General features: G+C 62.9%; 16 protein-coding genes and 1 pseudogene. 15 read left to right on the forward strand and 2 right to left on the reverse strand.

The window, feature by feature from the left end:
• Positions 1-756 precede the first annotated feature (756 nt).
• Together EXE47_RS12450 and EXE47_RS12455 are read right to left on the reverse strand one after the other, a co-directional pair.
• Entirely contained in the window at positions 757-1,362 is a 606-nt protein-coding gene (locus EXE47_RS12450; protein WP_137708375.1) for a site-specific integrase, read from the reverse strand.
• 541 nt (positions 1,363-1,903) lie between these two features.
• Positions 1,904-2,170: a hypothetical protein gene (locus tag EXE47_RS12455; RefSeq protein ID WP_137708376.1), complete on the reverse strand. Its 267-nt coding sequence runs from the start codon at positions 2,168-2,170 to the stop codon at positions 1,904-1,906.
• A 179-nt stretch (positions 2,171-2,349) separates the two neighbouring features.
• Between EXE47_RS12455 and EXE47_RS12460 the strand changes: the two genes are divergently transcribed.
• From EXE47_RS12460 to EXE47_RS12525, 15 genes and pseudogenes are all read left to right on the forward strand, one after another.
• Positions 2,350-2,535, forward strand: coding sequence for a hypothetical protein (locus EXE47_RS12460; protein ID WP_137708377.1), 186 nt, complete (start codon positions 2,350-2,352; stop codon positions 2,533-2,535).
• On the forward strand, positions 2,532-4,040 hold the full coding sequence (locus EXE47_RS12465; RefSeq protein WP_137708378.1) for a hypothetical protein: 1,509 nt from the start codon (positions 2,532-2,534) through the stop codon (positions 4,038-4,040). The genes EXE47_RS12460 and EXE47_RS12465 overlap by 4 nt, the downstream gene beginning before the upstream one ends.
• A gap of 1 nt (position 4,041) precedes the next feature.
• Entirely contained in the window at positions 4,042-4,491 is a 450-nt protein-coding gene (locus EXE47_RS12470; RefSeq protein WP_137708379.1) for a hypothetical protein, read from the forward strand.
• A 3-nt stretch (positions 4,492-4,494) separates the two neighbouring features.
• Positions 4,495-4,860 (forward strand): hypothetical protein, encoded by a 366-nt coding sequence (locus EXE47_RS12475; protein WP_137708380.1) that lies wholly within the window; start codon positions 4,495-4,497, stop codon positions 4,858-4,860.
• Positions 4,850-5,338 (forward strand): hypothetical protein, encoded by a 489-nt coding sequence (locus EXE47_RS12480; protein WP_137708381.1) that lies wholly within the window; start codon positions 4,850-4,852, stop codon positions 5,336-5,338. Before EXE47_RS12475 ends, EXE47_RS12480 begins: the two co-directional genes overlap by 11 nt.
• Before the next feature lie 6 nt (positions 5,339-5,344).
• The gene (locus EXE47_RS12485) at positions 5,345-5,644 is read left to right on the forward strand and encodes a hypothetical protein (protein ID WP_137708382.1); all 300 of its coding nucleotides are present in this window, start codon (positions 5,345-5,347) and stop codon (positions 5,642-5,644) included.
• A 39-nt stretch (positions 5,645-5,683) separates the two neighbouring features.
• On the forward strand, positions 5,684-6,076 hold the full coding sequence (locus tag EXE47_RS12490) for a hypothetical protein (protein WP_137708383.1): 393 nt from the start codon (positions 5,684-5,686) through the stop codon (positions 6,074-6,076).
• Positions 6,077-6,409, forward strand: a complete 333-nt coding sequence (locus EXE47_RS12495; protein WP_137708384.1) for a hypothetical protein — start codon at positions 6,077-6,079, stop codon at positions 6,407-6,409.
• Positions 6,406-6,630, forward strand: coding sequence for a hypothetical protein (locus EXE47_RS12500; protein ID WP_137708385.1), 225 nt, complete (start codon positions 6,406-6,408; stop codon positions 6,628-6,630). The genes EXE47_RS12495 and EXE47_RS12500 overlap by 4 nt, the downstream gene beginning before the upstream one ends.
• Positions 6,627-6,983 carry a hypothetical protein gene (locus EXE47_RS12505; RefSeq protein ID WP_137708386.1) on the forward strand — a complete coding sequence of 119 codons (357 nt, stop codon included), beginning with the start codon at positions 6,627-6,629 and terminating at the stop codon, positions 6,981-6,983. Before EXE47_RS12500 ends, EXE47_RS12505 begins: the two co-directional genes overlap by 4 nt.
• Positions 6,983-7,129, forward strand: coding sequence for a hypothetical protein (locus tag EXE47_RS18470; RefSeq protein ID WP_158293609.1), 147 nt, complete (start codon positions 6,983-6,985; stop codon positions 7,127-7,129). Before EXE47_RS12505 ends, EXE47_RS18470 begins: the two co-directional genes overlap by 1 nt.
• Positions 7,130-8,812: a hypothetical protein gene (locus EXE47_RS12510; RefSeq protein WP_137708387.1), complete on the forward strand. Its 1,683-nt coding sequence runs from the start codon at positions 7,130-7,132 to the stop codon at positions 8,810-8,812.
• Complete coding sequence (locus EXE47_RS12515; RefSeq protein ID WP_137708388.1) at positions 8,802-9,593, forward strand: hypothetical protein; 792 nt, start codon at positions 8,802-8,804, stop codon at positions 9,591-9,593. Before EXE47_RS12510 ends, EXE47_RS12515 begins: the two co-directional genes overlap by 11 nt.
• 2 nt (positions 9,594-9,595) lie before the next feature.
• On the forward strand, positions 9,596-10,843 hold the full coding sequence (locus EXE47_RS12520) for a hypothetical protein (RefSeq protein ID WP_137708389.1): 1,248 nt from the start codon (positions 9,596-9,598) through the stop codon (positions 10,841-10,843).
• A 223-nt stretch (positions 10,844-11,066) separates the two neighbouring features.
• Positions 11,067-11,792 (forward strand): annotated as a pseudogene (locus EXE47_RS12525) (hypothetical protein); the annotation flags it as partial.

The raw sequence follows: 11,792 nt of genomic DNA on the forward strand, positions 1-11,792 counted from the left end.
ACCGATAGAATGTGCCTTCTTAATAACCGAAAAAAAAACCAGTCGGCTAGTGTATGTAACATAGATAGTTTTTATCCGCAGTAACCACAGTTCGAGATATGCATCGTGCCCTCCGGTACGCTGTGTCGCTACTTGTTGGACTGTTAGTTACGGCATCCGTCGCAGAATTTGCTGCGACAGACCACTTGCTTACAATCTCACTATTACCGCTCTATGTGACTGTGAGTTCAATGATGATAGCACATCGCCAAAGGTTTATTTCCCTCTCTCGTGAGGCCGCCCCAGCAAGGAAGCGTGGAGCTATTGTTGGCGGTGTGAGTGCGTTCACAGGGGGATTCCTGCTACAGAATTCGATCCCGGCAGGTGCCGCTGGGTTTGGGTTGATGTTCCTCGGCATGGCGGTCACCGTTGCTGACTTCGACGACTTATGAGAAGTTGTGAAAACCGACTCAATCGCCGCACCGAACGATCTGTGGGTCACCTGTACTGACCGATCACTCTCTCCCGTAGATTGGCCTCAGTTCGTGCCACATTCGCGCGCTGTATTCAGCACGGCCGCTAAAATCCATCAACAAAGGAGTGTTTCGTAGGCGCCTGTCCCGGAAGTGATGGAGAGTCGGACACGAGCGGCCCTTCTGCGAACCGATTAGAACGGGAGAGTCACATCATCGTGAGCGAACACTAGGGTCCCGGAGGAGATCACAAACAACGCCGCTCAAGCAAAACCGGAAGACGTGAGCTCCGCACGACCGCTGCTCACAGCGCTACCCCGCTCATCGAGTCGATGATGTTCTTCTCTGTCGGCGCCGCGAGGTAGGGCTCGATCGCGTCGTAGGAACTCCAGCCGCCGAGCGCCATCACGATCCGCGGGGAGACGTGTTCCTCAACGAGCAAGTGGTTCGCCCAGCAGCGACGGAGGTCGTGGGTACTCACACGCTCGTAGTCTGGATCGCCGCTCTCTTCGGCAGCGCTGACGGCGGCTTTCTCAACCCAATTTTGAACGGTGCGCTTCGTCACGTCGACGAGCGACTCGTCCCGCGCGATCTCCTCAGTCTGGACATAGCGGTTGATCGTCGCCTCGACGTCGACGGGGAGCCACGTCTCGCGCTGCTTCCCGTCGACGAACTCGCCGGTCGTGTCCTTCCCGCCGACGACCTCGAGCTCGTAGTGGCGACCGTCGGTCATCCGCGAGATGTGCCGCGGCTCGACGTCGAGGACCTCGCCGACACGGAGTCCGCAGTCGCCCATCAACCGAATCGCGATCTCGTGCTGGAACGAGTCGGCAGCTCGGGGTAGCGCCTGGTACTCCTCGCGGGACATCCAGACGTTCCAGGAGCCGTCGCGGTTTCGCTCTGTTCTCATTTCGTGCTTCTCCGCATGTCCATGAAATATGAAGGTTGCGACGGACGGGGTTTCGAGAGTGATCGGGGCGGATTCGCCGCCTGTTCTTCGCGTTTGTATAGAAACGCGAACTTGGAACGGAGCTACTCTGTGGAAGCCTTACTTTAGAGTATAATAGAATATGAAATTTGGACGCTTAATCGTTCGAATATCTCATTTCCGAAGTGTGAAATAATGTGTATGTTTTTATATAATTGGGCAATTGATAATACGGAAATGGTATGTACTCACTGCGGCGCAGAAGATTCTGACGACTATTTACTACGATTCTCTTCTGTAGATGGGGACGCTCAGACGGTCGAATTGTGGCTTTGCGATGAGTGTGTCGAACGGATTCTTTCAGAAGAAGACGCAGAACTCATCTCTCCGACCATCGTGGCGGTAGACGACAACTCATCTAACGGATTTGTTGATGACTATCGGTAGGCAGGAACTCTGTATTGACTACGAATGTGCCAGAAACAATTAGCCTAAGCGTTTCAGGTGTGCCAACAGAGAGAAATTAGTCCGCCTGCGGTACGCTTCGCCCGACACTGAGATCTAACGCTCGCTTCGCGGCGAGTCGCTCAACAACTTCGCACTGCGCTAGCTCCGGGAGGTCACCGCCTTCCTCGGGGATCCGAACCACGTAGGTCCGTCGCCCGAGCCGATCAACGTCGAGGTGCTGTTCGTCCGGGAGCGCTCCCTCCTCCAGGAGGTCATCTTTTTCGAGGTCGTCGCGCGGGAGCGTCACGACACCCGATCCGCCGTGGTTCTGTAGCTTCTGCATATCCGCGCCGTACTGTCTGGGTCCCTTAAAGATACCTCTGACATGGACGAGAGGTTACTCTGGTCCATTTGAGACGAGGGTTCAACGGAGGGGGACATTACAGCCGTTCTATCGTCCGATTCCGGACGATAGATAGCGATGAACGACGCAACTGAGAAAATCCGGGGTGGTCGGGAACCGTGAGCGACGGCCCTCGCGGGCTGGCGGTCGGCGACCGGTTCGCCGAGTACCTCGAACAGTTCCGGGGACGGTACCCGTTCGATGTCGAATTGGCTGAGAAGCACGGCGTGCCCGCCGAAAACGGGCGCTTTCGGAGACAAATGACACAGATTCGCAGCAGCGGCAGCTACGGAGGTAGCGCATGAACGGAACAATTCGAACGTTTTTGACCGCGTTGCTTGCGGCGGTCCTCGTAACGTCGCTGGCCGCGCCGGCGGCGATGGCTGCGCCAGAGTTCAACGAGGACGCCGGAGCAGCACAGAACCCGTACATCGAGGCGGACGTGACGGTCGAGAACTTCGACCGCTCCGGGATGGAACCGGGCCAGTACGAAGACGATAGCGGCGAGATTGCCTCGCTCCCGGCAACCGTCGACCAGAGTCAGGATGTCGATGACATCGGCTCTGGGACGGTCAACCCGTATCACTTCGTTGCGACCGACATCGACTTTTCTGACGCCGCTGCGTTCCCGCACTCGACCGAGAACGTGAGCGCTGTCCATAATGAGAGTCGGTGGATCGTCGACGAGTCGGGCAGTGCGGGCACGATGACGGTTTCGGATTCGTCGACCGCGCCGGGTGTCGAGGCGCTCGAGGTTTCGACGAACTCGCAGACGAGCGGTGACACGGCGACCGCGAGCTTCTCGGACGTGTCGATCACCTCGGACGCGCAGAAGCGCTACCTCCAAGCGATGCTCGACGTAGACCAGCTCGACACGGGCGCAACTGTCGAGCTCCGCGCCGTCGACAGTGACGGCGACTATGTCGCGACGACGATCGACTCGTCGGCAACCGCGAGCGATGATGACGTGATCGCGACCGGTACTGGCGAGGGCTATGTCATCCAAGAGCAGATCGGCGCGCTGACCACGCAGGGAAGCGGTGACGGCACGGTGGCGGAGATCCAGTCGATCGAGGTCGCCGTCATGGACGGTGATGCCGATGTGCGGCTCTCCGCGTTGAACGCGGACAAGACCTCGGAGTGGTCGCTCGGTGACGAGCGTGTCGATACCGACGACGAAGACGACTTCGAGACGGAGACGATCCGCGACGTGAGTGAGCCCGGCGAGATTCAGGTCTATACCCTCGATACGATGGGCTCGACGTTCGACAACGCGGAGATCAACGGCCTCGAAATGCCGATGGAGTTCCGTGCGTCGGACCTGTCGAGTGATCAGTCCGAGGTGAACGTCACGTTCGCCGAGGCTGAAAGCTACCCGAGCTTCGAGAACCGGATGGAGGCGTACTACCGGCTTGAACTTCCGGCCGCGTACGACCTTTCGTACGCGAACGCGACGCTCAAGCAGGACATCACCGTGCCGAATACTCGGTACCAGACGGTTGAGGTCGCCGAGGGTGCCTCTGACACTGATTTTGACGAGATTAGTGGTTGGTCCGACGTGCTCGGGTCGGTCGTATCGCAGGGCGACACGGTGACGCTCGACGACACGATCCAGCCGGGCCAAGAGATTGGCTACCACGCGACCGTGCTCGTCACGGATGATGAGAAGAACGAACTCCAGCAGATCGGCGGCGCCGGGCAGTTCGCCAGCACGGGCGACGGCGGGATCATCGATATGATCCTGTCGCCGTTCGGCGCGCTGGCTGGTCTCGGTGGCGCACTGCTGGCCCGCATCCGGGGGCTGATCTGAGATGGCTGCCTCTGCCGGGTCGGCTGGGGGCGGCACGGACTGGGTCAGCCGACTGAATCAGGTCAGCAGTGTCGACGACGTCGACGGCGCACTCACGCGGCTGCTGTTCCTCCCGATAGCGGCGTTTTTCGTTCAGGCAGCGAACGCGGTGGAGGCGATTAGTAACGTCATTATCTCCCCGCTCAACGAGTTCGGAAGCGGGCTCGTCGAGATCGTCAACTCGCTGCTAGGCGACGGGGCCGCAGATATCATCGAAGCCGGCGCCGAGGCGTCGGCCGCCGATGTCTCTATCTTCGGCATCGCATCGTTCCCAGTGTCGCTCGGAGTCATCTTTGTCGGCGCGTTCGTCGTCTCGCTGTACCTCAGTAATCAGGACACGAGCGACTTGATCCCGTTCAGCTTCACGGATATCCCCTTCCTCGGCGTCGAGGAGGATCCCGAGGAGGGGTAACCGATGAGTGCCCGCAACGACTTCTGGGATAGCGGGCTCCCATTCATTAGCGACGCTGACGGCAAGCGCGTCGACTGGACCGATGTCGGCCTGCTCGGGCTCGGCACGGTACTCACATCTTTCTTCGAGTCGGTGGCAGATCTCATTAGCGAGCTGTGGAGCGTCCTCGTGATCGACCGGCTGCGCGATCTGTCAAACGCGTACGCCGGCTATGTCGAGGGAACGTTCGGACAGGTCACGTCTGGGATTGACACCTCGTCGGCAGTGGAATTCGCCGGCGAGACGGGGCTTGTCGGCTCGCTTGTGCTGATCGCGGCCGGCGGCTTCCTGATTGCGTGGGCCATCGGGGTGATTCGTGATGAGCAGTGACGGTGGCAGCGGGATCAGCTCAGGACTCGCCCGAAGCATCGCACGGAGCGTTGTGACGAGTCTGTTTGGCGGCTTAGCCGTTATCTCGACGCTCCGGGATTTTGCGACGAACCCGTTGCGGTTCCTTCGCGGGCGAATTATCCCGCCTGTTCTCGGCGCAATCTTCGGCTTCGTCTTCGACCTCGCCGACATCATCGCGCAGCCGTTTCAGGCGATTATCGGGACGCTGAATCTGCTGAGTGCGTCACTTACCACCGCACTCCGGTCGGTGACGGGGCCGATCGAGGACGCACTAGCGCAGTCGGCAGGCTTCCTTGTGTCGCTGACTGTGCCGTTCGGAGCACTCCAGCCGTTTGTGCTCGCAGCACTAGCCATCCTGATCGGCTATGCCGTGATCGTCGTCTCGCTCCGGCTCGCACGAGCAACAGCCGACGCGATCCCGGTCGTCAGTGGAATTGAGACGTTCCTCTTCGGGTGATTACGAATGGACCTAACAGACATACTCACGCAGCCGGTCGCGGTCGCAACAGCAGCGGGAGGGGCCTTACTACAGCTGCTGGGGGTAACTTGGCTCGACCCGTTTGTGAGCGTCGTCCTCGCGAATATTGGGACGTTGTTCACGGCGCTGTCGATCAGCGGCTTCACGATCGCGCCGGAGGTGGCGTGGCTCCCTGAAGACACGCTGACGACGCTGACGCTGGTCGCGGCCGGGGTGTACGTGCTCAAACTGCTGGATAGCTTCGCTGACCAACTCAAACAGAGACTCGACAATGACGACAACTAGCGAACACGAACAGTGGTACCGCATGCGGGGTGACCCGCGATGAGCATCCCTGGCTCTGTCACGCTCTGGGGATTCGGCGTCGTGGTTGGCGTCATCGGCGTGATGACGTTGATCTACTGGGCGCTCGACGAGTGGCGTGACGCAGACGACGCAACCGAGGTCGTCGAGGGCGTCGGCGAGCGCTCCGGCTCGGCGATCGTCGTCATGACAGGCGTCGTTCTGACTATCGGCGACCAACTGATCCAACTCGTTGCGGACCTGATCGGGATGATCGACGCGCCGGTCGTGGTCGGCCATATCGTCGGCGGGCTGCTCGGCTGGCTCGGGCTCCAGGGCACGATCTCGGAGGGGCAGTTCCTCGCGTTCTTCGGGATTGTGACGGTGATCGCGCTTATCTGGCGGGCATCAGTCACCCGCGGGAGGGGGCTGTAGATGTCGTTACCGGTCGACGCGCTTCCGGTCGCGGATCTGCGTGCGATCGGAGGCATCCTGTCGCTCGTCGTGCTGCTGTACTGGACCTACGAGCGCTTCGCCGGCGAGGGCGCTGACCCCGTGGTCCGCTCGTCGACATCGAGCGACACAGGCACGGCGTCGGTGCTGCTGTCAGGCTCGAAGGCCGTCATGGCGCTGGCGGGCGGCGCTGCGGCGCTACTGCTCGCACCCGTTGCGGGCGGCCCGGTCGTCTCGTCGACCCAGCCCGTGCTGCTCGGGCTCGGTGGCCTCGTCGTTGCTCACTGGATCATCGAGAAGGAGGAACGCGAATGACGGCACCGTACCAACTCCGCGACGCGCTCGACGATCGCGAAGCTGCGCTGAAGCTGGTCGCTGTGGCCGGTGCATCGGTGCTGCTCGGGACCGCGCCGGGTGCGGTGCTCGGCGACGCCGCGCTCCCGGTCGCGCTCGCCTACATCGCGGCGTGTGTCGGGCTACTGCTCGCGACCATGTACGGCGCCGACCGCCGGCTCCGGGAGGTGAGCACGCCGTGACCGTTCTCGATCGCGTTCTCGATCGCGTCGATCCGATCCCCTCTGACCGGTCGTGGTCCGAGATAGCGTCGGATGACACGGTCTGTATGGACTGCGGGACGGTCTCGGAGATAGTTGAACTACAGACGCTCACCCGTCGGGTTACCTGCCCGAACGAGGCTTGTGACACTGGCTCGGGCTGTGTGTTCAACCCCGGAGCATTGGTCGGCGTCATGGCGTTCATGGCGCTGGTGGGCTACGCAGCGGTCCATCTCGCAGGCATCCCAGAAACGTGGCCGTTCGCGGCCGGGCTCGGGATACTCGTGGTATTGTATAGCGGCACGGCGAGAGTCGCACATCGAGGTGGTCTCTGATGGCGACGTTCATCCAAGTCGACGAGCGCGCCGGACTGCTCGTGCTGATCGCGGTGGTCCTCGGCGTGTGGTTCTACGCCGCGCCGGACCACGCGACCTCCACGTTCGTCGGGCTGAAAGAGTCCGCTCAGGGGGTGCTGCCGTAGATGCGCCGCCGGATACTCCTCGCCGCGTTGACGGCGATGCTGCTCATCGCGCCCGTCGTGGCGGTTGTACCCGCCACGGCCCAAGACACGGCATCACCGTCGAACTCGACTGTCGAGCAGAGCGACGCTGACTACTCGCTCGACGAGCTCCGTGGTGGCGGGACCACACAAGAGGGTGCGCCGCCGTCGATGCGCTTCCTCGGCTCGTACGGGAGTGCGACACTCCGTCATGAACCCGTGGGGTTCGGCTCGTCGGACTGGGAGTATGTCAGCGGAGACACTCGGGTCCAGCAGAACGCGGTGACGCTGAAGACGATCCGACTCGGCGACCCGAACGAGCAGCTGACGATCAACGTCGTCGGCTGGCAGCGCGGCACCCGCACGGTCCAGACGGAGAACGGGACCACGACCGAACCGGTCGCGGAGAACGTGACGGCGACGGAGGTCTCGACGCAGCTGGGACGTGGCTACGATCAGGCGGAGGTGCCGCTCCCGTCGAGTTTCGGCGAGAACCAGCGGATCACCATGTGGGTCGAGGAGTATCCGGACGCAAGATGGACCTTCGAGCACCGGACCATTGCGACCGCCCGCAGCATCGACATCAACTCGTGGGGTGACTTCCTCTCGACATTGTTCTGGGAGATCGGTATCTTTGCGCTGCCGGCGATGCTGATCGGTGGCTCGCTCGGACGGCGGCACCACGAGAAGGCGATCGTCGGCCCGCAGTGGGGGCTCGTGAAGTGGGGCATCGCTGTCGGCATCCCCGTGGCGCTGCTCGCGAGCTTCTTCGCCTTCCAGGGCGCAGTCCTCGCGACGCGGCTGCCCGCGGGCATGGCACTCGTGTTCGGCGTGCTATCGTACGCACTCGTGTTGGAGGGATCTGGTCCGTCGAACCTGCAGAAGTTCCTGTTTCGGCGGCAGGACCTCGAAAACGCGAAGTCGCCACGCGGCGAGGACACGCACGATTCGCGGTACGTCGACCACGTCGTCAAGACCGGTCTCCGGCGTGAGGCTGATCAAGAGCTTGTCCTGATCCGAAAGGGGCTCCCGGCGTACATCGCGCGGCTGCGTGGCTCGCTGGCGACACTCGACGTCTCAGACATCCAGACGCACAAGAAGGGCAAGGAGTCGCCGTACGAGCTAGAAATCGAACTGGATCCCGAGTGGGACCTACAGGACGCGCTCGTGCACGAGCCGCCGGAGCTAGTGCGGCTCCCACTCTCGCGAGAGGTCGACGTGCCCGGGATCGGGCTAACGACGCTGCCGAACCCGGGAGTCGTGTTGCCGGTCGGCGGTGGCGCGACTGTCGGCTGGTTCGCGGCCGAGGCGATGCTCGGAATCCCCGGCTTCGGTGCTGTCCTCGGCGCGATCGTCGGGCTGCCGTTCATCTACCGAACCGAGAACGGCGGTGCCGAGTCTGAACCCGCGCCGTACCACTTCACACAGGCGGAGGCGTCACTCGCGTTCGAGGCCGGCGAACACGCCGACGCGAAGATGCTCGACGACTACCGCGACATCGCGTGGCGCGAGCGGATGAGGACGCCGCTCGAAGCGCGCGACATCGAGCAGAAGTTCGACAAGTCGGTGACGAAAGAGCTGTCGACCGCAGAAATCGGCGTCGACGACGATCTCGATGTCGAGCCAGAGACGACCGAGCGCAAGGGGGTGGCCGATGACGACTAGTCAGACCCGGCCGGCGCTTCCGACACTCCAACACGACCAGCGTGTCCTCTTAGAGCCGACGGCCGACAGCGAGCTCGACCACGGTCTACGTGACGGCTTCCCGAACCGACGGGTCACGATCGAGTGGTATCAGGCCGCGATCGTGCGGACTCTCGGTCACATTACCGAGCGTTGGGAGCCTGTCGCCCTACTCCGGGATCGGACGTTGCTGACGGCGCTCGTGGTCGGTCCTGAGCGCGAGACGTTCGCGGACGATCCGATCACGCTCAATGTGGCACGAGAGTACCGCCAGCGCCTCGAACGCGTGCTCGTGTTACCCGCGTTCAACCTCGCGTACAACGCGCTGCGCAAGAGCGCTGGCGAGTACCCGGACGACGTCCGCAACGAGGAGCACGACCCGAAGGGACAGGATTTCGTCGCGATGCGGCCAGCGTTTCAGGTCGCCGACCGACAGCAGCGGGCGGCGCTGCAACGGCTCTGGGGCGGCTTCGACTCGGTCGAGGAGCTACAGTCGTGGCTCCACGATCTCTCCGAGCCGACGAACGGCGCGCTCGAAGAGTCGCTGCCAGCTCGCGTCGGACGCGATCGCGTCGCACGCGAGCACTTCCTCGGCCGCGTCGAGGCTGACAGCGCACGGGACGCGACGCAACTGGCGCGAAAATACCGCGAGCGGTTCGCGGTCGCGAAGCTGCTCCCCGCGTTCGCTGACGGTATCAAGCGGCTCGAAGCGGGCGAACTGGCGACACACACCTCAGATGGGCTGACGCCCGGCCAGGGATAATCATGAGCAAGACGCAACCAAACACGACGGACAAGACGACAGAGGACGCACAGTGGACGCCAGAGCGGTGGGGCTACGGTTGGGGTGACGGCACCGTACAGGGTCGCCCCGACGGTGACGAGCCAGCGCCGGACTGGTGGACTGACGCCTACGAGATGCGGATGCGCTTCGGGATCCCGGAGTTCGATCCCGAGAGCTTCGAGTACGATGTCTACCCGGACGTGCTCATCCACGAGAAGCCCGCAGAGGAGACATCGTCGGCGGGTGGGACTGACTGGCTCAAGGTCGGCGAGCGCGGGTGTGGGAAGTCGACGGATAACCTGCACTGGTCGTGCCGGCTGATGGACGAAAACGATGAGAAGGTTATCTGGCGCGGCTCGCCGAACCGCTCAGAGTGGACACCGTTCGCGGACTGGGCGACCGTGTGGCTGCCGCGTCACGCGAGCGTCGACGCCCGCTGGGTGTTCGAAGACGACACCCGCGCTCCGGAGACAGTCGACGATCTCACGGCGATCGCCCGCTCAGTGCGCTACTACGACGATGTCCTCGATCTGGTTGACCAGCTTGGTGCGCACCCGGAGGGGACGTTCAACGTGGTCTACCCGGACGCGAGTTTTAGCGGCTGTTCGGAACTCACTCGGGAGAGCAGCCGCGTGTCGGGGACGCTCCCGTTCACTCCGGAGTGGACGGCTGCCCCCGACGAGAATCCGACGCCGCTAACGCACTGGTGGTTCGCGTTCATGCTGGCGCGGATCGAGTTCGCAGACTCGAACGGATGGTGGTCGTGGATGTTCGACGAGGCGGCAGATCTCGTGCCGCCGAGCGTCGAGCAGGACGAACACAAGACGCACTCGAAGCTGATGCTGTTCCGGAACCTGATGCAAGACTCCCGGCGCTCGCGGTTCTCGGTGTATCTGACGATCCATCGGGAGAGCCAGATCAACTGGCGCGTTCGCGAAGAGCACATGTGGCGCGTCGACATGCCCGACTCGACACCGAACCCGCGACAGAACTCGAAGCGGTCGATCCCACACGGATTCTCGACAGTACCGATGATCGGCGACATCATGTCTGACCGGCAGGTCGGGCAGGCGCTGATGTTCAACGAGCGGAACTTCAGTCTCTACCAGTGGAGCGACATCAAAGCCGACGACGATGGGGAGGGGGTGTTGAAGCTCGGACTCGGCGAGCCGACGGCCACACCGAGCATCGACAAGGCGCAGCGAGATCTCAGCGAGGTGAGCGAATGATACAGTTGGAATCGACAGAGGGCACGGGTTCGAGCGTTGAGCATGCGGTCGCGGCGGCGCGCGCCGACTCGGCAGCGTTCATACGCGCGCGTATCCGGAGTCCGACGCGTGCGTGCCCCCGGGGGATCGCGTCTGAGAACCCCGGGAGCGTGCGCGCCGGCGCGGCAACCACCGGCCTGCCCGCACGCGGGGTTCGCGTGCGGCCTCGCGGAGGTGAGCGCTCGTGAAGCGGACGCTCGTGGCGGCGCTCGCGGTCATGCTCCTGCTCGCGCCAGTGGTCCCGTTCGCGGCTGTGGGCTCGGCGGCGGCCGTGCCCGGCGGCATGGCCACGATTCCCGATGGGAACGTCGACGAGGACATTCCGGACGGCGAAACACTCGCGCTGTCGGCGAGTGAACTGGAGGGCAGCGTGCTTGCGAGTGACCACGCCGACTCCCTAGAGGTCATCCTGACGACGGCGGACCACGCGTCGACGGTGATGGACGGCGACACGGCGTCGGTCACAGGCGACGGGATGGCAGTCGTGCTGCGGGACGATACCGAATCGGCCGGTCGTGAAGTCGCTCTCGACGCCGGGAAGCTGCGGGAGGCGCTCGGCTACCGGCCACGAGCGATTCACGGAACGCACGAGGACGGCAGCGAGTGGACGGCGAGCGCGGAGTACGTCGACGGCTACCTCGTGTTCGACGTTCCTCACTTCTCGGACAACACGGTCACGTTCAGTGGTCACGTCGACGTGTCGATGAACTCGGCGACGTCGGGAACGACTGCCACGTGGCAGTTGTCGGACTACGACGCCGCCTCTGACGTGACGATCAATACGACGGGCGTCGAAAACACTGCCCCAGCCTCGGCCTCCACCGCGAGCGCGGTCGACGGCGATACCATCCCGCTCACAGTCGGCGGCAACAATCAACCCCGTGACGAGCAGATAACGTTTACCGGATAC

Source organism: Halorubrum sp. GN12_10-3_MGM (genome assembly GCF_005435235.1).
Lineage (GTDB): Archaea > Halobacteriota > Halobacteria > Halobacteriales > Haloferacaceae > Halorubrum > Halorubrum ezzemoulense.